The sequence below is a fragment of the Thermomonas carbonis genome, from assembly GCF_014396975.1.
In the GTDB taxonomy this organism is placed as follows: Bacteria; Pseudomonadota; Gammaproteobacteria; order Xanthomonadales; family Xanthomonadaceae; genus Thermomonas; species Thermomonas carbonis.
This window is the reverse complement of record NZ_CP060719.1, coordinates 3,002,810-3,020,511: the sequence shown is the minus strand read 5'-3', so window position 1 is coordinate 3,020,511 and position 17,702 is coordinate 3,002,810. Positions and strand designations below refer to the sequence as shown.

Here is a 17,702-nt window from a genome sequence, read left to right as displayed (position 1 = left end):
TCGGCCATGCTCAGCGCTGCTTGTCGAAGCGCATCCCGTCCAGGACGAGCGCCTCGACCTTGCCGGCGTCCACCACGAATTCGAGCACGTTGCCGGAGTTCGGCACCAACTCGATCCGCACATGCTCGGGTTGGTCGTAGCCGCTGGCCACCGCCTGCAACTGGCCCCAGCGCATCGCCAGCGTGTCGCCTGCCTGCAGGGAGACCGTCATTTCGCCGAGATCCGCATGGACATAGCGGCCCGCATACGCGGCGCGCGGCAGCGACAAACGCCATGGCCGCACCTTGAGTGCATCGCGCTGGCGCAGCGCGGCTTGTTCGAGCGTGCCGGTGTCGACCACCAACTGCGCGAAGCGCGCGTCGGTATTGGTCGCGATGCCGGGTTCGTTCAATGCGATGCCATACGCGACATCGGCGATCACGTTGGTCAGGCGCGCGCCCAGCACGTCTTCGTTATTCAACACTACAAGACCGATGTTCGCGTCGGGCATGAACGACAAGTGCGCGTGGAAACCGGCGAACCCGCCGAAGTGATGGAGCATGCGCCGGCCCTTGTAGGTGCCGGTGTACCAGCCCCAGGCGTAACCGTCGCGCGGGAAGCCCAGGTACTTGCTGTCGGTCGTGACCTGTTGCTGCTGCGATGCGTGGACGATCGATGCCGGCAGCACCTGTTTGCGCCCCAGTTTGCCGTGATCGAGTTGCGCGATCAGGAAATTCGCCAGGTCGGGTGCCGTGGACAGCATGCCGCCGGCCGCATGCATCGTGGCATCGGTCTTGCGCAGGTACAGCGGCACGTTGCGGTCGGCGGACACGAAGGCATGGGGCTTGGCGATGGTCCAGCCGCGGGCCTCGGCCTCGCTTACCCGCGCGGTCGTGTGGCGCATGCCCAGCGGCGCGAAGAGGCGTGCCTGCAGCTGTGCTTGCCATGGCGCGGTATCGCTGCGGTCCAGCCACAGGCTGGCGATGTTGTAGCCGATGTTGCTGTAGTCGAGGGTGCCGAGCGGCGCTTCCGCATTCGCCCGTGATGCAAGCACCAGCCGGCGAAGCGAAGCCTCGTCGTGCACGCCACTGAAGGCCGTGGCCCAGCCCAAGGGGACATTGTCGATGCCGGAGGTATGCGTCAGCAGGTGTTTCCCCGTGACCGCGTTCGCATCGAAATCGCGGAAGCGCGCATCGGGGAACATTGCCTGCAGTGACGTGTGCGTATCGAGCTTGCCTGCGTGTTCGGCAAGCAGCGCATTCAAGGCGAAGAACGGCTTGGTCGCCGACGCGATGTAGAAAACGGTGTCGGCATCGACCGGAGTGTTGGTCGCGATGTCGGCCAGGCCGAAGTAACCCTGGTACGCGATCCTGCCGTTCTTGACCACGATCACCGCGGTGCCAGCCGGGTAACGAGTGTCTTCCTTGAATTTCTCGATGGCCTGCGCGAGCGCGTTGAAGGCATCGCCAGTTGCCGGCGCGGCTTGTGCAAGTGGCAACGACAGGGCCAGTGCAAGCGGAAGCCAGCGGGCCAGTCCTGGAGTGCGATGACGTTTGGGCAAAACGGGAGTTGCGTGCATCGGGACGACCTGCTGGAAGGATGCAGCAGGGATACGCGGGCAGGGCGCGGGGTTGCAGCGAATGTGGTCCGGCGCGGCACAATCAGAGGATGGAGCCAAACGCGCACCTGCCAACCTCGCATGACGATTTGCCCGTAGTCAGGCACGGACTGCCGTTGCTACTCCGCTGGGTGTTCGCGGCTCTAGGCGTGTTCGCGATGGTCATGCCCGCGTGGGAACTGGGGCGCGGTCTGTGGCCGTTGTCGATCGCGACGCCGGTGTTCGCCATCATCAGCGGCGGCGCGGCCACAGTCGGGGTCGCCTTCCTGCGCGCAGGGCTGGTGGGCGAGTCGCAGGTCTGGACGTTTCCACCGCAGGCGCTGCTGATCCGCCATCGCGCCTGGCGCAGCCAGTGGGACGTGCGGTTGACCGCGCGCACCATCGCGACGATCGAGGTCCGGCGGATCGAGGCATCCGAAGGCGAAGACACCTGGCGCGTGGTGATCGAGCCCAAGTCCACCCAATCCGGGCTGCGCATGGCCGCTCGCAATGGCGTGTTCGAAACCGGCGATTACACATCGGAAGCGTACGCGGCTCGGGTGCGCCGCGCGCTGCTCGACCACCTCGGGATGCGCTGAAGACCGCGCGTCGCCGGGGCGTCCGGTGGTCAGGCGAGGTGCTTGCGGAACCAGTCCAGCGTGCGTTCCCATGCGAGTTTCGCTGCCGCTTCGTCGTAGCGCGGAGTGGAATCGTTGTGGAAGCCGTGGCCGGTGCCCGGATAGACATGCGCTTCGTAGGTCGTGCCGGCGGCTTTCAGCGCGGCCTCGTAGGCGGGCCAGGTCGCGTTGACGTTCGGGTCGGTCTCGGCGAAGTGCAGCAACAGTGGCGCCTCGATCCGCGGCACGTCCTCGGGTTTGGCCTGGCGTCCGTAGAAGGGCACGGCCGCGGCCAGTTCCGGGTAGGCGACAGCGGCCGCATTCGAGACGCCGCCGCCGTAGCAGAAGCCGGTGATGCCGACCTTGCCGGTGGCTGCAGGATCCTTCGCCAATGCTTCGATGGCAGCAAAAAAATCGTTCATGAGCTTGGCGGGATCGACCTGCTTTTGCAGCTCGCGGCCTTTCTCGTCGTTGCCGGGATAGCCGCCGACCGAACTCAGTCCATCCGGCGCCAGCGCGATGAATCCGGCCTTGGCCACGCGCCGCGCCACGTCTTCGATATACGGATTCAGCCCGCGGTTTTCGTGGACAACGACCACGCCGGCCAGCTTGCCGGTGGGCTTCGCCGGTTGCACCCGGTAGGCGCGCACCTCGCCGTGGCCGTTCGGCGACGCATAACGGATGTATTCGGCGACGATATCGGGATCGGTGAACTTCACCTGTTGCGCCCACGCATAGTTGGGCGTGAGCGCGGCGAGTGCGCCGACCGCCGTCATCCCGCCCAGGGCGAGCATGCTGGCGCGGTCGAGGAACTGGCGGCGGCTGATCCGGCCGTGCACGTAGCCGTCGTACAGCTCCAGCAACTCGGGTGGGAAATCGCGTGCGGTCAGTCGGGTCATGGCGGCATTCCTGCAGTTGCGTGATGCCGCCAACATACCCGAGCCACCGTGTTGCCGGCGCAAGAAGCGCATGCGCAACTGCGCCCGATCGGCGAAAATCCGTGTCCCCGCACTGCTTCATGGTCCTTGAATGCTGCCACTGCGCCTCGCCCTGATCTTCCTGATCATCGCCGGCAATACCCTGCTGCACGTGCCGCCGTTGGTGCTGATGGCGCTGATCAAGGCGCTGCTGCCGTCAGAACGCCTGCGGGTGGCCAGCAATCCGCTGCTGACCGGCCTGGCGGAAAGCTGGATCGGCGTGAACAACTGGCTGTGGCGGACCTTCACCCATACGCGCGTGGATCTGCGCGAAGACGCGGGATTGCGCGTCGACGGGCACTACCTGGTCCTGGCCAATCATCAAAGCTGGGTCGACATCCTCGTCCTGCAGAAGGTGTTCAACCGGCGCATCCCGTTCATGCGCTTTTTCCTCAAGCGCCAGCTGTTCTGGGTGCCGCTGCTCGGACTGGCGTGGTGGGCGCTGGATTTCCCGTTCATGGGTCGCTACAGCAAGAAGCAGATCGCGAAGAATCCGGAACTCGCTCTTCGCGACATCGATGCCACCCGCCGCGCCTGCGACAAATTCCGCGCGATCCCGGTGGCGATCATGAATTTCGTCGAAGGCACTCGCTTCACCCCGGCCAAGCACGACACGCAGGGTTCGCCGTACCGGCATCTGCTCAAGCCGAAATCCGGCGGCGTGGCCTTCGTGCTGGATGCGATGGGCCAGGGCCTGCATTCGATCGTCGACGTGACCATCGCGTATCCGGCCGGCACGCCATCGCTGCTGGATCTGCTGGCCCACCGCATTCCCGAGATCCGCGTGCAGGTGCGCCAGCGCGAGATCCCTGCCGAGATCCTGCGCGGCGATTACCAGAACGATCGCGCGTTCCGCGTGCAGTTCCAGCAATGGATGAACGCGATGTGGCAGGACAAGGACGCGGAGCTCGCGCGGATGCTGGTGAAGGATGTGGATCGCGAGGCCGGGCGCGATTGAGTCGCGGCGCTCGAGCGGCATCGGCGACAATGGCTGCCCACGCATGGAGTCGCCGATGCCTGTTCCTTCGTTGTCCCCGAGCGGCAAGCTGTTCGCCGCCGCCGCCTTCCTCGAAGGCCTGACCTGGGCCGGTTTGCTGGTCGGGATGTGGTTGAAATACGGGCTTGAGGTCACCGACACCGGCGTGTGGCTGTTCGGGCGCCTGCACGGTGCTGCGTTCCTGTTCTACCTCGTGGTCACCGTGATCGCCGGCGTGCGCCTGCGCTGGCCGAGCTGGGCGCTGCTGCTTGCACTGCTGGCGGCGGTGCCGCCGCTGGTCACGGTGCCGCTGGAAATGTGGTTTCGCCGCAAGGGCCTGCTGTCGGATCCGGCGACGCGCTGAGACGATTCTTCAGCGCCGCACGCCCAGCACGCCGTCGAGCGCGAGTTCCGCGCGGAAGCCGGCTTTCTCCAGTCGCTTCGCCACTTCGCGCGGCACGTCACGGCCGCTGGTCAATTTGTTCGGCGAGCCTGTGTAGTGGAACAACCGGCCACCGCGCTTGAGTACGCGCGCCAATTGATCGTAGAAGACCTGCGAATACAGTTCCCCGGCGATGCCGAAACGTGGCGGGTCGTGCAGGGCGGCATCGAATGATCCATCGGGCAGCGCCCTGATCGCCTGCGACACGTCGGCATGCGCCAGTTGCAGCCGCCCGCCGTATTCCGGTGCATCCGGGTCCGGCGACCACGGATTGAGCGTGCGCAGCCACAGCACGTCTTCGTTCTTCTCGAACGACTGGATGCGCGCGGCACCGGCATCGAGGCAGCATGCGGCGAAATAGCCCAGCCCGCCGCAAGTATCCAGCACCGTCTTGCCTGCGGGTTGCACCAGCGCGACTTTTTGGCGCGCGTCATCCAGCGGCGAAGCCTTCGACGTGGGCAGCATCTTGATGCCGTCGATCTCGAAGGTCGGGACATCCCATTCGGTCGGCACCAGCTTGATCAGCTTGCCGGCATAGCGCGAGATGGGCTCGAACGCCTCGCCATCCCACCGGTACAGGGTGCGGTCCTTGAGTTTTTCGGGATATGGAAAGCGGATGCCTTGCCAGTCCCAATGCGTCTCGGTCAGCGTTGCGGTGTCGCCGCTGCGGCCCAGGTCGAGTGAACCCGTCCATGTGGATGCGCCGGCATCGCGCGCAGCGCGCAGTGTGTCGCCGAGCGTGCGGGTGAGCAGGGGGCCGTGATAACGGGGCAAGCGCGATCTCCGATGCAGGGCGGCATGCTAACCCGGCCGCATTCGCGCACTGGCCGCCGTACCAATGGCAGGTGAGGCTTTCAGCCCGAGCAGGTACGCTCCCGGGTTCCACTTCATCCGGAACACCGCCATGCGCCTTGTGCCATTGACCTTGAGCCTGGGCATCGCCCTGGCGTTGACCACCGTGACCGCGATCGCCGCCCAACCCGGCGCGGGCAAGGCGCAGATCGGCAGTTTCGGCGTGGACCTGTCCGCCCGCGACGTCACGGTGAAGCCGGGCGACGATTTCAACCGCTACGCGAGCGGCAAGTGGCTGGACAGCTACCAGCTGAAGGACTACGAGACCAGCTTCGGCTCCTTCAATGCACTGCGCGATCGCTCCGAGGAACAGGCGCATGCGCTGATCGAGGAGTTGGGCAAGCGCAAGGATCTGAAGGCCGGCAGCAACGAGCGCAAGCTGCGCGATTTCTACGCCAGCGCCATGGATCGCGCCGGCCGCGACGCCGCCGGGATCAAGCCGTTGCAGCCGGTGCTGGACCGCTATGCCGCGATCGATTCCAAGGCTGCGCTGATCGCGGCGTTCGGCAACCGCGACCTGGATGGCGGCAATGGACCGATCGGCATCGGCCTGGGCGCGGACCGCAAGGACCCCGATCTCTACCTGGCCTCGCTGGGTGTCGGTGGGCTGGGCCTTCCGGACAAGGACTACTACGTCAATCCGGACGCACGCTTCGCCAGGATCCGCGAGGCCTATCTCGCCCACATCCAGCGCATGCTCGGCTTCGCCGGCGTGAACGCTGCGGACGCGAAGGCGCGTGCGGATGCGGTGCTCGCGCTGGAAACCGCGCTGGCCAAGCCGATGTGGGAACGCGCCAAGCTGCGCGAGCGCGACAAGACCTACAACGTGGCCAGCTTCGCCGACCTGCAGAAGCAGTACCCGGGCTACGACTGGGCCGCGCACCTGCGCGCGCAGGGCATGCAGGCACCGGACCGGATCAACGTGGTCACCCCGGACGCGGTGCAGCCGATCCTCGACATCATCGATGCCACCCCGCTCGCGACCTGGCGCGACTACCTCACGTTCCACGCGATCAAAGGCAACGCCGGCCTGCTGAGCACCGCGATCGACGATGCGTCGTTCGAATTCAACGGCAAGGTGCTGGGTGGACAGAAGGCGCAGCGCGACGACTGGAAGCGCGCGGTCGCACTGGTCGGTGGCCGCGGCGGGCTGGGCGAAGCCCTCGGCGAGCTGTATGTCGCGCGCTACTTCAGGCCGGAATCGAAGGCGGCGATGGACACGCTGGTGGAGAACCTGCGCGCCGCGCTGCGCCAGAACATCGCCGGGATGGATTGGATGGGCGATGCGACCAAGGCCGAGGCCTATCGCAAGCTGGAAACCTTCCGCCCGAAGATCGGCTATCCGTCGAAGTGGCTGGACTACTCCAGCGCCTCCGTGGTGCCCGGCAACCTGCTGGCGAACGTGGTGGCGATGCGCCGCTACAACCGCGACGACCAGAACCGCCGCGTCGGCACCAGGACCGATCGCGAGGAATGGGGCATGACCCCGCAGACGGTGAACGCCTACTACAACTCGACATTCAACGAGATCGTGTTCCCGGCCGGCATCCTGCAGCCGCCGTTCTTCGACGTGAACGCCGATCCGGCGGTCAACTACGGCGCGATCGGCGCGGTGATCGGCCACGAGATGGGCCACGGTTTCGACGACCAAGGCAGCAAGTCCGACTTCGCCGGCATCCAGCGCAACTGGTGGACCGACGAAGACCGCGCCCGCTTCGAGCAGCGCACCAAGGCACTGGGCGCGCAGTACGCCGCGTATTGCCCGTTGCCGGGCCAGTGCGTCAACGGCGCACTGACCATGGGCGAGAACATCGGCGACCTCGGCGGGGTCTCGATGGCCTACACCGCCTACAAGCTCAGCCTGGGCGGCAAGCCGGCACCGGTGATCGACGGCCTGACCGGCGACCAGCGCTTTTTCCTGTCGTGGGCGCAGGTGTGGAAGGGCAAGTACCGCGACGAGGCGTTGCTGAACCAGATCAAGACCAACCCGCATTCGCCGGGCATGTACCGTGCCAACGGTCCGCTGCGGAATTTCGATCCTTGGTACCAGGCGTTCGACGTCAAGCCCGGCGATGCGATGTATCTGCCGCCGGAGCAGCGTGTCCGCATCTGGTAAGCCGCGCCTGGCGCAGCCGTCATCGCCATCTCCCGCAGACGGGAGATGGGGATGGATCAGTTACTCGATGTCGCCGGACTGCGGCGCGTCGGCCGGTGCGGCGTCGGCTTTGGCCGCTTCGCGCTCGGCGCGCTTCTTCGCGTCTTTCTCGTCTTTCTTCTTCTGCTTGGCCAGCTCGCGCTGGCGCTTTTCGAACGAATAATTGGGCTTGGCCATGGGCACTCACGGGGTGGGGCAGGCCGCCAGTGTACGGGACGCCCGCGCCGGGCACCCAGCGGGCGGTGGCGGTTACCATGCGAGTTCCCTCACTCCCGCGAGTTCTCCGCCCATGATCCAGCGATTCGACGCCGGCAAGCGCATGTCCGAAGCCACCGTCCACGGCGGTATCGTCTACCTGGCGGGCCAGGTGCCGGAAGACACCAGCGCCGACGCCGAGGGCCAGACCCACCAGGTGCTGGCGGAGATCGATGCCTTGCTGGCCAAGGCCGGCAGCGACAAGCGCAGGATCCTGCGCGCGCAGATCTACCTGGCCGACATCGCCGACTTCGACGCCATGAACCGCGCCTGGGATGCCTGGGTCGTGCCCGGCGAAGCCCCCGCCCGCGCGACCGTGCAGGCGCCGCTGGCCCGTCCGGGCTGGAAGGTGGAAATCGTGGTGACTGCAGCCATCTGAGCGCCGGGAGGCAGGATGACCAACCAGACGTATCCGATCGGCACGCCAGGCCAGCCCTGGGGCGCAGCCGAAAAAACCGAATGGCGCGCAGGCCAGCACAAGCTGCGCAGCCATGCCGATGAGGTGGTGGCGAAGATCGACGCGCTGCGCGACCGTTTCGATGTGGACCAGTACGGCGAACTCGATTGCGCGCCTGATGGCCGATATCCGCTGCTGGCGATCCGCAGCCGCGACTGGGATGACGCGCTGCCAACGATGCTGGTCACCGGCGGCGTGCACGGCTACGAAACCAGCGGTGTGCACGGGGCGCTGCAGTTCGTGGAGCGCCATGCCGCTGACTACGCGGGCCGCGCCAACCTGCTGGTCGTGCCTTGCGTGAGCCCGTGGGCCTACGAGAGGATCAATCGCTGGAACCCGGATGCGCTGGATCCGAACCGAAACTTCAAGGCCGGCGGCCCGGTTGCAGAATCCGCGGCTGTGCTGGCCTTGATCGCGCCGCTGCAAGGCCGCGTGCTGGTGCACGTCGACCTGCACGAAACCACCGACAGCGACGAGTCCGAATTCCGCCCCGCATTGGCCGCGCGCGACGGCAAGGACTACGAACCCGGCACGATTCCCGATGGTTTCTATCTGTGCGCGGACAGTGCGCGGCCGGAGCCGGGCTTCCAGCAGGCGATCAATGCCGAAGTAGCGAAGGTGACGCATATCGCGCCGGCCGATCCCGACGGCACCATCATCGGATCCCCGGTGGTCGCACCGGGCGTGATCGAGTACGACTGCCGCGCGCTCGGCCTGTGCGCCGGTGCCACCGATGCGTCCTATGTCACCACCACCGAGGTCTACCCGGACAGCCCGCGCGCCACGCCGCAGCAATGCAACGACGCACAGGCTGCGGCCGTGCGCGCGGCGATCGATTTTGCGCTTGCCAATTCAAGCTGAGCGAACCGCGCTCAGCCCAGCACTTCGCGTCGGCCCAACTGCCACAGCATCGCCACGAACACGGCGCAACCGCCGATGCAGCCAAGCGCCAGCGCGAGGTGCGCGCGTGCCGGATCGCTGGCGAGTTGGTTGACCGGGATCTGCCAGGGCAGGAACGCGCCGATCTTCGCCGAGGTGGCGACCACCGCGAAGAATGTGCCGCCGATGCCGACCGCCAGTGCGGGGACAAAGCTCGAATAGCGCAACGCGATCCACAGCTGCACCGCGACCAGCAGCCATGCGGCCAGGAAGATGCGGCCGAGCAATGCGAGATATCCGCCGATGTCGGGCGTACCGATCGCCGCGACCGCCGGCTTGATCAGGCCTGCGGCTTCGACGGCGAACATGGTGAGCAGGGCCAGCAGCAGGCTCATCGCCGCGACCACGCCGAGCACGCAGAGCGCCTTCGATGCGTACAGGTGCCAACGCGGCAGGGGCAGGGCGCGCAGATGGTCCCAGGCGCGCGGGCCGTGCTCGGTGTGCGCGACCAGTGCGGTCAGCGCGGTCACGCTCATCGGCAGCATGAAGAACGCCCAGATCGCCGCGGACGACTGCAGGGTCATTGCCCACGGCGCGCCCTTTTCCAGCCGCAGCAGGTTGAAGAACACGAACACCGCGATCAGCAGCGGTGCCACTGCCGCCAGAAACAGCGCGAGCGAGCGGCGCAGCTTGAAGGCCTCGACGGCGAGGGCGGTGGCGAAACGGGGAGGGGCGGCGTGCGGCATGGTCGGGCTCCGGTAGTCAGGCCAGCGCCGCTGGTTCGGCGACCTTGGCGGCATTGCGATACAGGGTTTCCAGCGAGCGCCGACGCGGCGCAAGGGCATGGATGCGGATGCCGCCGGCGATGCACAGCACGCGGTTGAGCGTGGCGGTGGCGTCGCGCACGTCCTCGCCCGCGGCGAAGCGCGCGACCAGGGCATCGTCGGCCTGTTCGACATCGAAACCGTGTTCGCGGGCGAGCAGCAGCGCGCGCTCCGGCGTGTCGGTCTCGATCGCGACTTCGGTGGCCAGTCCTGCCTTGAGTTCGGCCAGCGCGCCTTCCAGCACCAGCCGACCATGGCTGAGGATGCCGATATGGGTCGCGGTCTGTTCGATCTCGCCGAGCAGGTGGCTGGACAGCAACACGGTGGCGCCGCTGCGCGCGGGCAGCTCGCGCAGGAAGCCGCGCATGTCGGCGATGCCCTCCGGATCCAGCCCGTTGGTCGGTTCGTCCAGGATCAGCACCGGAGGCGCACCGAGCATTGCCCGGGCGAGGCCGAGCCGTTGGCGCATGCCCAGCGAATAGTCGGCGACGCGCCGGCCGCCATGCGCGGTCATTTCGGTGACCTCCAGGACGCGGTCGATTTCCCGCCTGGGCAGGCCCAGCAGGCGACGGGTGAGGTCCAGGTTCTCGCGGCCGCCGAGATGCGGGTAGAAGCCCTGCGCTTCCAGCAGCGCGCCGACCTTGCGCGCAGCGCCGATCCGGTCGGCGGCGACATCGATACCGGCGATCCGCGCCCGCCCGGCATCCGCCTGCAGCAGGCCGAGCAGCAGCTTGATGGTGGTGGTCTTGCCCGCGCCGTTGCGGCCCAGGAAGCCGTAGATGCTGCGTTCGGGCACGGTCATGGAGACCGCATCGACCGCCGCGCGCTGGCCGAAGCGGCGGGTGAGACCTTGGGTTTCGATGGCGGTGTGCATGCGGGGGCTTCCCGGAAATTTAAGTCTGAGATAAAGTTAAGGGACAGCAAAACTTTAAGTCAAGATTAAACTTGCATGACCAACGACAGGGGTGTCCGATGCCGATAACCGATAGTTTCCGTCGCCAATGCCGGCTCCTGCGCGCCGCGACGCTCGTGGTGTTCGCTGGCCTGCTCGTGCTGCTGGCGATGGGCATGATCGGGCTGCCATGGCGGATGGCAAACGACATGCCGGAAGGCTGGAACACCCGGGCCCTGCTTTCGGTGGTGCGCTTCCTGCCTGGGCTTGGCTATCTGTGGGCGCTTTGGGCGGTGCAACGCGCACTGGGCGACCTGGCCGCCGGTCGCTTGTTCCATCCGACCGTGGCACGCGCGATGCGGCACATCGGCATCGGCGTGCTTGCCGGGGCGTTGTTCAATGTGTTCGCGGTGACCAACCTGTCGCGCTGGATCGCTGGTGGGCAGGGTGGTTACCTGTATTTCGACCTGTCGGGGATCGTGCTGGGAGTGGTCGGCGCGGCACTGGTGTTGCTGGCGCGGCTGGTCGACCAGGCGCGTGCGCTGCAGGCCGAACTGGACGAGATCGTCTGATGCCGATCCGGGTGACCCTCGACGAGATGCTCGTCCGTCGCGGCATGAAGGCGCGCGAACTTGCGGCCACGGTTGGGATCAGCGAAACCCAGCTCTCGCTGTTCCGCAGTGGCAAGGTCAAGGGAATCCGCTTCCGCACCTTGGCGAAGTTGTGCCTGGTGCTGGACTGCACGCCCGGCGAGTTGCTGGGCTACGACCGCGACGCCGTCGACCTGCAGCAGGCCGACGACGACGGGTGATGCCGGCCCCAGAGGGCAGGTCAGGCGATGTCGATATCGCCGGTCTTGTCTTCGTAGGCGCGTTTCGGATCGACGCCCAACATCAATTTCACGCCCGCAAGCAGGCTGTTCTCGTTGAGCCAGACATGCGCGTCTTCGGGATCCATGCGCAGCAGGCGCAGCTTGGGATCATCCTTGCCGCCCTCGAACCACGCGGCGATGAACGGGTTCCAGAGGCGGTCGATCACCGCCGGGTCGTTGTCGACCACGATCTTGCCGCTGACCGTGGCGAACAGAGCGTGATCCTTGCTGGCGATGGTGGCGGTGGCCTGCTTGCCCAGGCTGCCGCGCAGGCTTTCGGCCAAGTCGGTGTCAGAGGCGGTGAAGAACCAGATCGGTGCCTGCTCGTCTTCCGCCAATGCGGTCATGGGCCGCGGGGCCACGCCGGTGATGCCCAGCATCACCGTGCGGTCGTGGTCGATGGCCTTCCAGAATTTGCGTTCAAGGTCGCGTGCATCGGTCATGGCGCATTCCTTTTCCTTCCGTGGGGGAGGTCAGGAATACCAGCCGAACGGTGATGGGCGCGGCAAGATTCCACTCAATTCCGTTCGCATCAGCTTCGCTGTTTCTGGCGTTGACTGACGGATGCCGGTGATCTTCATCACCCTTGTCTTCGTTTCATTGCCGCGTGGATGTGGTCCGGCGGATCGTGATGCGTCCACTATCCTGTCGCTTATGCATCTATCGCATCGATCTCTCCCATGAACCAAGCACACGACATCGCGCAGCGGCTCGCACAGTGCGAGGCGGCGATCCGGCATGACCCCCGCGACTTGGTGGCTTGGCATGACCGTGGAGGACTGCTGTTCGCACTGGAGCGCTGGCCGGACGCGCTGGCCAGCTATGAACGCGTGATCGCGCTGGATCCGCGGCTCCCCGAGCCCCACGACAATCGTGGCTTGGTGCTGCAGCGGCTTGGTCGCCATGCCGACGCGATTCAGGCCCATGATGCGGCGATCGCGCGCAATCCCCGGTTCGGTATCGCCTACGTGCGCCGGGCGATGGCCCTGCGCGAGTTCGGGCGCTTCGAGGACGCCCACGCGGATGCAGGCCGCGGGGTATCGCTGATGCCGGGCGTGCCCATCGCGCTGAATGCCCGCGGCATCACCTGGAACGATCTTGGCCGCCTGGACGAAGCAGTGGCGGATTTTCGCCAAGCGGTCGCCGCGGCGCCGCAGTTCGCGGAAGCGATCAACAACCTCGGCAATGCGCTGCACGACCTCGGGTCGTTCGAGGAGGCGATCGCCTGCTTCGATGAGGCGTTGCGCCTGCGTCCCGGCTATCCGGACGCGCTTTCCAATCGCGGACTGTCCCGCCAGGAGCTTGGCCAACTCGATGCGGCCATGGCCGATTTCGATGCCGCGCTGGCCGCGCGACCGGGCTTCGCCGAAGCCGCAAAGCGGCGTGGTGCGTTGCACCTGTTGCGTGGCGATTACGCCGCTGGTTGGCGGGATTACGAGGCCAGCCTGCAGGCGCTGGATGCGCGGCAACGTGCGAATGGTGCGGTGAACGGCATCCCGCAGTGGCGCGGCGAACCGTTGGCGTGCAAGTCCCTCCTGCTCTCCGAACCCAACGGTTTCGGCGATGCATTGCAGTACTGGCGCTTCATCCCGTGCTTGCAGGCGATGGGCGCGGAGATCACCTTCCAAGGCAGGCCGGCCTTGTTCGAATTGCTGCGCAGCAGCCCGTGGCCGGTCCGCTTCTTGCCTGCCGACGAGGAGCCGCACGGTTTCGACTTCCATTGTCAGTTGTGGAGCGTGCCAAGACTGCTGGGCATGGGCGTCGGCGACATTCCCGCGGACGTGCCCTACCTGTCCGCGGATCCGGCACGCGTGGCGCGTTGGGCAGGACTTTGCGAGCCTGTTGCACTCAATGTGGGTATCTGCTGGCAGGGCAGGCCTGAGCGCAAGATCGATGCGGGTCGATCGATTCCGCTGGCCGCGTTCGCCCCGCTCGCGGACATGCCCGGGGTGCGCCTGATCAGCCTGCAACGCGGCCACGGCATCGAGCAATTGCGTTCGTTGCCGGCCGGGATGCAGGTGCTGGAACCGGATCCACGCTTCGATGCCGGCGCTCATGCGTTTCTGGACACGGCCGCATTGATGCAAAGCCTCGATCTGGTGGTCACGTCCGACACCGCGGTGGCCCATCTGGCCGGTGCGTTGGGGCGTCCTGTCTGGCTTGCACTGAAGTGGATGCCGGAATGGCGCTGGATGCTGAAACGCATGGATTCGCCGTGGTACCCGACGATGCGCTTGTTCCGGCAACCTTCGCGCGGGGACTGGGGCGGTGTTTTCACGGCAATCCGCGATGAAGCCGCTGCATGGGCCGTGTCGCGCACTTGATCGGAGCCTAGACTGCGTATCCGCCAAACGGAGAGTCGCCATGCGCCTGCTGCTACCTTTCGCGTTGTCGCTGTGCACCGGCACGGCGGTTGCCGCGGATCCCGCCATTCCCGCCGCTGCCCCGACGTTCGACGCCGCGCTCGCCCAACGCACCGGCGCGGATGAACGCGGGATGCGCCGCTACGTGCTGGTGATCCTGAAGACCGGGCCGACGCGGATGCCGGATGGCGAGGCGCGCAACGCGATGTTCGCCGGGCACATGGCCAACATCGGGCGGCTGGCGAAGGAAGGCAAATTGGCGCTCGCCGGCCCCTTCGTGCAGGATCCGGCGGGCTGGCGCGGCTTGTTCGTGCTCGCGGTGGGCGACATCGGGGAAGCGAAGGCGCTGGTCGCGACCGACCCGGTGATCCTCCACGGCGAAATGATCGCCGAGTACCACCCGTGGTATGGCTCGGCGGCGACGATGCTGATCCCCGAGTGGAGCGAACGGCTGGTGCCGCCGGCGCAACCCGCGCCCTAGTGTTTGCCGCGGCTCAGTCGGCGGAGGTGCGTACGCAGTTGCGGCCTTCGCCCTTCGCCTGGTAGAGCGCGACGTCGGCATCGCGCAGCAATCGTTGCCGGTCTTCGAGCGTGCGCAGGACACGACTGGCGACGCCGGCACTGACCGAGACCCTGGCGTCCTGCGGGCCATCCGGGATCTGCACCGACGTCGCCTCGACCGCAGCGCGCATGCGCTCGGCGACGTCGGCCGCGGCGGCGGTCGTCACCCCCGGCAACAGACAGGCGAATTCCTCGCCGCCGTAACGCGCCAGCAGTGCGTCGGCGGGCGTGCATGACGACATCGCATCGACGATCCGGCGCAGGACTTCGTCGCCCGCCGGATGACCATGGCGGTCGTTCAATTCCTTGAAGTGGTCGACATCGAAAAACACCAGCGCCATGAGGCTGCCGGATGGCGTGCGTTCCAGGGCGTCCAGCAAGCGCCGGCGATTGGCCAGCCCGGTCAGCGCATCGCGATAGGACAGGTCGAGCAGGCGGGCATTGGCGGCGTCCAGTTCGGCTGTGCGCTCGGCGACGCGCTGTTCGAGTGCATCGTGCTGCGCGCGCAGTACCCGGGTGCGTGCCAGCGCGATGACATAGCCCAGCAGGACGAGGATGAGCACGCTGGTCGCGTAGGCCCACCAGCGCTGCCACCAATGGGCGGCCACGTGGATCGGGATGTCGATGGGCATGCTGGTGTTGCCGGCATGGTCGCGCGCCTCGATCCGCAGCGTGTAATCGCCGGGCGGCAACGCGCCGAAGCTGCGCGCGGTCTGCGCGGTCCAGGGCGTCGGCGCGCTTTCCAGGCCGAGCAGCTGGCTGCGGAAGCGCGACTCGGCTTCGCGATCCCATGACAGCAGGGCGTATTCGACATCGACGGTGGCGGCACCTGCAGGCACCCGTAGCCGCGTGCCCGACTGCGCTGCGCCATCGATGTGCATGCCGGTCACGCGCAGCGGCTTGGGCTGGGTGTCGGCGGTTCCGCGACTGGGGTCGTAGACGGTCAGGCCACCGAGCGTGCCGGTCCAGAACCGGCCATGCGCATCGACGAATTGCGCGTTGCCGTTGCATTCCTCGTGGACCATGCCATCGCGGCGATTGAACGCTCGCGTGCTGTAGCCGCCCTGCGCATCGGGCGTGAGTTGCTGCACGCCGGTATTGCTGCACACGTAGACGCGGCCGTCGGGCGCGCGCATGGCCCCGTAGGTGTAGGGATCGGGTGGTGGCGGCAAGGTCGCCGGCAATACCCGCGGTTGCAGCGGGTCGCCGATGTCGACGCGAACGATGCCGACACGCGCGCTGCCCATCCACAGGATCGGCCGGTCGCCGGCATCGGGATACAAGCGCAATCCGGCCAGTTGTTCATCGGGGAACCCGGTGCTGCTGTCGAACAATGCCCAGGCCTTGCCATCGAAGCGGCCCAGTCCGCGATCGGTGGCGGCCCACAGCCAGTCGCGTCCGGCCTGGTCGCGCTGCGCCACGAAGCGGCTCACCCGCCACTGACCGTCGATGCCCGGCGGGCGGATCTCGTCCCAGCGACCATCGCGCAGCCGCCAGGCACCGGACAGGCGGGTACCCACCCACAACTCGTCGCGGCCATCGACCGTGCGCTGCAGGACGTCCTGCACCGACTGCCCGGTGAGTTTTGGCCAGGGCGTTGCCTGCCGCGTGAAACGCGGTCCGTCGTCCACCCGCAGCAGGTCGCCACCCCAGGTGCCGAGCCACAGCGTTCGCCGGCCACCTGCCTCGGGCAGTGCGCGGATCATGCTGATGCTGTTGGTCGGCAGGTGGCCGCTGTCCGCGCTGAACCGCCGCCAGCGCCCGTCCTCGTACAGCCCGAGTCCTTCGTCGCTGGAGCCGACCCAGAGTCGCTCGCCGCCGCGGCCATCGGGTTCGATCAACACCCCGAACACGCCGAGCGAGCGCGATCCCATCAGCGAGGCGGTCGACCAGGCGCTGCCGTCCAGCGGCGTGCGCGAGATCCCGGCCTCGGTCGCCAGCCAGAGCACCTGGCTGCCGTTCGGGCTGCGCCATGCATTCAGTCCACGGATCATGTCCGAGGCCAGTCCGTGGCGACGGTCGAAGACCTGCACGCGTCCGTCGTGGACGCGCAGGAGCCCGGAGCGCGACGCGATCCAGATCACGCTTTTCCCGCTCGGCAGCGGGGTGGCGGCGATGTCGTACAACTGGTTGGTCGGCAACTCGCCGTCCTGCTGGGTCCAGCGGCGCAGGCCCTTCGCGTCCAGGCGCAGCAGGCCGACGCCGAACGCGGACATCCACAAGGCCTCGCCATCGCCGTCGCGGGTCACCAGCAGGGCTTCGATCTGGGCGGCGTCGATGTCCTCCGCATGCCACTGGCGCCAGTCGCGCGTGCCTTCGTCGCGATACCACAGGCCGTGGCTGCCGGTACCCAGCCACTGCCGACGCACGCCATCGATGCCTGTGGTCTGCGCCATCGACAGGATCATGCTGCCGGGCAGGCTGGCATCGCCAGGATCCTTGACCCAGCGGCCATCGCGACGCTGCATCACGTGATGGTCCCAGGTGGTTGCCCACAGGACGCGCTGGCCACGTGCATCCGTGGTCTCGGCGAAGCGCCGTACCTGCTCGAATGGCAGCCCGCTGGCGGCGTTTTCCACGTGCCAGCGCTGGCCGTCGTAGCGAGCCAGGCCATGGTTGCGGAACCCGGCCCACAAGGTGCCGGTGCCATCCACGAACAGGTTGTTGACCGGATGCGCCATCGCCGGGTCGTTGCCGGGAACCCAGCGGCGGCCGTCGTAGCGCGACACGCCCTGTGGCGATGCGGCCCAGACGAACCCGTCGCGATCGGTGCGCACGTCGACCATCACCTGCTCGGGCAGGCCATCGCGCGCCGAGAAGTTGGCGAATACCGGCGCGGCGAGATCCGAGAGGTCGAGCGGACGCGTCGCGGTCGTCGCGGCATTTGGCGGTGCTGCTGCCGTCATCGCCCACGCGGGCATGGCAAGGCACAGCAGCAAGCAGGCTGCCCGGATGATGGTCATGCGTCGATGTTCCCCTGTACGGGGAAGTATGCGCTGCGGCGA

General features: G+C 67.1%; 18 protein-coding genes. 10 read left to right on the top strand and 8 right to left on the bottom strand.

What is annotated here, in order from left to right:
* Positions 1-10 precede the first annotated feature (10 nt).
* Positions 11-1,477 carry a serine hydrolase gene (locus H9L16_RS14020; protein ID WP_187552269.1) on the bottom strand — a complete coding sequence of 489 codons (1,467 nt, stop codon included), beginning with the start codon at positions 1,475-1,477 and terminating at the stop codon, positions 11-13.
* Positions 1,478-1,746: 269 nt separating this feature from the next.
* On the opposite strand from H9L16_RS14020, the gene H9L16_RS14015 reads away from it, so the two are divergent.
* Positions 1,747-2,175, top strand: coding sequence for a hypothetical protein (locus tag H9L16_RS14015; RefSeq protein ID WP_187552268.1), 429 nt, complete (start codon positions 1,747-1,749; stop codon positions 2,173-2,175).
* A gap of 29 nt (positions 2,176-2,204) precedes the next feature.
* Here H9L16_RS14015 and yghX read toward each other — a convergent pair whose 3' ends face one another.
* A complete protein-coding gene (yghX, locus tag H9L16_RS14010) occupies positions 2,205-3,092 on the bottom strand; it encodes a YghX family hydrolase (RefSeq protein WP_187552267.1) in 888 nt (295 codons plus the stop codon).
* A 130-nt stretch (positions 3,093-3,222) separates the two neighbouring features.
* Here yghX and H9L16_RS14005 point away from each other — a divergent pair, with 130 nt between their 5' ends.
* Positions 3,223-4,128 (top strand): acyltransferase, encoded by a 906-nt coding sequence (locus H9L16_RS14005; RefSeq protein ID WP_187552266.1) that lies wholly within the window; start codon positions 3,223-3,225, stop codon positions 4,126-4,128.
* A 55-nt stretch (positions 4,129-4,183) separates the two neighbouring features.
* Positions 4,184-4,510 (top strand): DUF3817 domain-containing protein, encoded by a 327-nt coding sequence (locus tag H9L16_RS14000; RefSeq protein ID WP_187552265.1) that lies wholly within the window; start codon positions 4,184-4,186, stop codon positions 4,508-4,510.
* A gap of 9 nt (positions 4,511-4,519) precedes the next feature.
* On the opposite strand, the gene H9L16_RS13995 is transcribed toward H9L16_RS14000, so the two are convergent.
* Positions 4,520-5,362 (bottom strand): class I SAM-dependent methyltransferase, encoded by an 843-nt coding sequence (locus H9L16_RS13995; RefSeq protein WP_187552264.1) that lies wholly within the window; start codon positions 5,360-5,362, stop codon positions 4,520-4,522.
* 130 nt (positions 5,363-5,492) lie between these two features.
* Here H9L16_RS13995 and H9L16_RS13990 point away from each other — a divergent pair, with 130 nt between their 5' ends.
* Entirely contained in the window at positions 5,493-7,556 is a 2,064-nt protein-coding gene (locus tag H9L16_RS13990) for a M13 family metallopeptidase (protein ID WP_223158148.1), read from the top strand.
* A gap of 60 nt (positions 7,557-7,616) precedes the next feature.
* On the opposite strand, the gene H9L16_RS13985 is transcribed toward H9L16_RS13990, so the two are convergent.
* The gene (locus H9L16_RS13985) at positions 7,617-7,772 is read right to left on the bottom strand and encodes a hypothetical protein (protein WP_187552263.1); all 156 of its coding nucleotides are present in this window, start codon (positions 7,770-7,772) and stop codon (positions 7,617-7,619) included.
* Between the two features lie 112 nt (positions 7,773-7,884).
* Here H9L16_RS13985 and H9L16_RS13980 point away from each other — a divergent pair, with 112 nt between their 5' ends.
* Both H9L16_RS13980 and H9L16_RS13975 read left to right on the top strand, forming a co-directional pair.
* Positions 7,885-8,229: a RidA family protein gene (locus H9L16_RS13980; RefSeq protein ID WP_187552262.1), complete on the top strand. Its 345-nt coding sequence runs from the start codon at positions 7,885-7,887 to the stop codon at positions 8,227-8,229.
* Positions 8,230-8,244: 15 nt separating this feature from the next.
* The gene (locus H9L16_RS13975; protein WP_187552261.1) at positions 8,245-9,168 is read left to right on the top strand and encodes a M14 family metallopeptidase; all 924 of its coding nucleotides are present in this window, start codon (positions 8,245-8,247) and stop codon (positions 9,166-9,168) included.
* A gap of 11 nt (positions 9,169-9,179) precedes the next feature.
* Here the strand turns inward: H9L16_RS13975 and H9L16_RS13970 are convergent, their stop codons facing one another.
* Positions 9,180-9,932 carry an ABC transporter permease gene (locus H9L16_RS13970; protein ID WP_187552260.1) on the bottom strand — a complete coding sequence of 251 codons (753 nt, stop codon included), beginning with the start codon at positions 9,930-9,932 and terminating at the stop codon, positions 9,180-9,182.
* Between the two features lie 16 nt (positions 9,933-9,948).
* The gene (locus tag H9L16_RS13965; protein WP_187552259.1) at positions 9,949-10,884 is read right to left on the bottom strand and encodes an ABC transporter ATP-binding protein; all 936 of its coding nucleotides are present in this window, start codon (positions 10,882-10,884) and stop codon (positions 9,949-9,951) included.
* Positions 10,885-10,982: 98 nt separating this feature from the next.
* On the opposite strand from H9L16_RS13965, the gene H9L16_RS13960 reads away from it, so the two are divergent.
* Together H9L16_RS13960 and H9L16_RS13955 are read left to right on the top strand one after the other, a co-directional pair.
* Complete coding sequence (locus tag H9L16_RS13960) at positions 10,983-11,474, top strand: DUF2975 domain-containing protein (RefSeq protein ID WP_187552258.1); 492 nt, start codon at positions 10,983-10,985, stop codon at positions 11,472-11,474.
* Positions 11,474-11,713: a helix-turn-helix domain-containing protein gene (locus tag H9L16_RS13955; RefSeq protein WP_187552257.1), complete on the top strand. Its 240-nt coding sequence runs from the start codon at positions 11,474-11,476 to the stop codon at positions 11,711-11,713. Before H9L16_RS13960 ends, H9L16_RS13955 begins: the two co-directional genes overlap by 1 nt.
* A gap of 20 nt (positions 11,714-11,733) precedes the next feature.
* Here the strand turns inward: H9L16_RS13955 and H9L16_RS13950 are convergent, their stop codons facing one another.
* The gene (locus H9L16_RS13950) at positions 11,734-12,216 is read right to left on the bottom strand and encodes a pyridoxamine 5'-phosphate oxidase family protein (RefSeq protein ID WP_187552256.1); all 483 of its coding nucleotides are present in this window, start codon (positions 12,214-12,216) and stop codon (positions 11,734-11,736) included.
* A 237-nt stretch (positions 12,217-12,453) separates the two neighbouring features.
* On the opposite strand from H9L16_RS13950, the gene H9L16_RS13945 reads away from it, so the two are divergent.
* Complete coding sequence (locus tag H9L16_RS13945) at positions 12,454-14,097, top strand: tetratricopeptide repeat protein (protein WP_187552255.1); 1,644 nt, start codon at positions 12,454-12,456, stop codon at positions 14,095-14,097.
* 40 nt (positions 14,098-14,137) lie between these two features.
* Positions 14,138-14,617, top strand: coding sequence for a YciI family protein (locus tag H9L16_RS13940; RefSeq protein ID WP_187552254.1), 480 nt, complete (start codon positions 14,138-14,140; stop codon positions 14,615-14,617).
* A gap of 13 nt (positions 14,618-14,630) precedes the next feature.
* Here the strand turns inward: H9L16_RS13940 and H9L16_RS13935 are convergent, their stop codons facing one another.
* On the bottom strand, positions 14,631-17,660 hold the full coding sequence (locus tag H9L16_RS13935; protein WP_187552253.1) for a ligand-binding sensor domain-containing diguanylate cyclase: 3,030 nt from the start codon (positions 17,658-17,660) through the stop codon (positions 14,631-14,633).
* Positions 17,661-17,702: the final 42 nt, after the last annotated feature.

Coding starts and splice junctions, on each gene's coding strand:
- H9L16_RS13960 (WP_187552258.1), top strand. CDS start 10,983: ATGCCGATAACCGATAGTTTCCGTCGCCAATGCCGGCTCCTGCGCGCC.
- H9L16_RS13990 (WP_223158148.1), top strand. CDS start 5,493: ATGCGCCTTGTGCCATTGACCTTGAGCCTGGGCATCGCCCTGGCGTTG.
- H9L16_RS13975 (WP_187552261.1), top strand. CDS start 8,245: ATGACCAACCAGACGTATCCGATCGGCACGCCAGGCCAGCCCTGGGGC.
- H9L16_RS13950 (WP_187552256.1), bottom strand. CDS start 12,216: ATGACCGATGCACGCGACCTTGAACGCAAATTCTGGAAGGCCATCGAC.
- H9L16_RS13955 (WP_187552257.1), top strand. CDS start 11,474: ATGCCGATCCGGGTGACCCTCGACGAGATGCTCGTCCGTCGCGGCATG.
- H9L16_RS14000 (WP_187552265.1), top strand. CDS start 4,184: ATGCCTGTTCCTTCGTTGTCCCCGAGCGGCAAGCTGTTCGCCGCCGCC.
- H9L16_RS14005 (WP_187552266.1), top strand. CDS start 3,223: ATGCTGCCACTGCGCCTCGCCCTGATCTTCCTGATCATCGCCGGCAAT.
- H9L16_RS13970 (WP_187552260.1), bottom strand. CDS start 9,932: ATGCCGCACGCCGCCCCTCCCCGTTTCGCCACCGCCCTCGCCGTCGAG.
- H9L16_RS13945 (WP_187552255.1), top strand. CDS start 12,454: ATGAACCAAGCACACGACATCGCGCAGCGGCTCGCACAGTGCGAGGCG.
- yghX (WP_187552267.1), bottom strand. CDS start 3,092: ATGACCCGACTGACCGCACGCGATTTCCCACCCGAGTTGCTGGAGCTG.
- H9L16_RS13965 (WP_187552259.1), bottom strand. CDS start 10,884: ATGCACACCGCCATCGAAACCCAAGGTCTCACCCGCCGCTTCGGCCAG.
- H9L16_RS13980 (WP_187552262.1), top strand. CDS start 7,885: ATGATCCAGCGATTCGACGCCGGCAAGCGCATGTCCGAAGCCACCGTC.
- H9L16_RS13940 (WP_187552254.1), top strand. CDS start 14,138: ATGCGCCTGCTGCTACCTTTCGCGTTGTCGCTGTGCACCGGCACGGCG.
- H9L16_RS13985 (WP_187552263.1), bottom strand. CDS start 7,772: ATGGCCAAGCCCAATTATTCGTTCGAAAAGCGCCAGCGCGAGCTGGCC.
- H9L16_RS13935 (WP_187552253.1), bottom strand. CDS start 17,660: ATGACCATCATCCGGGCAGCCTGCTTGCTGCTGTGCCTTGCCATGCCC.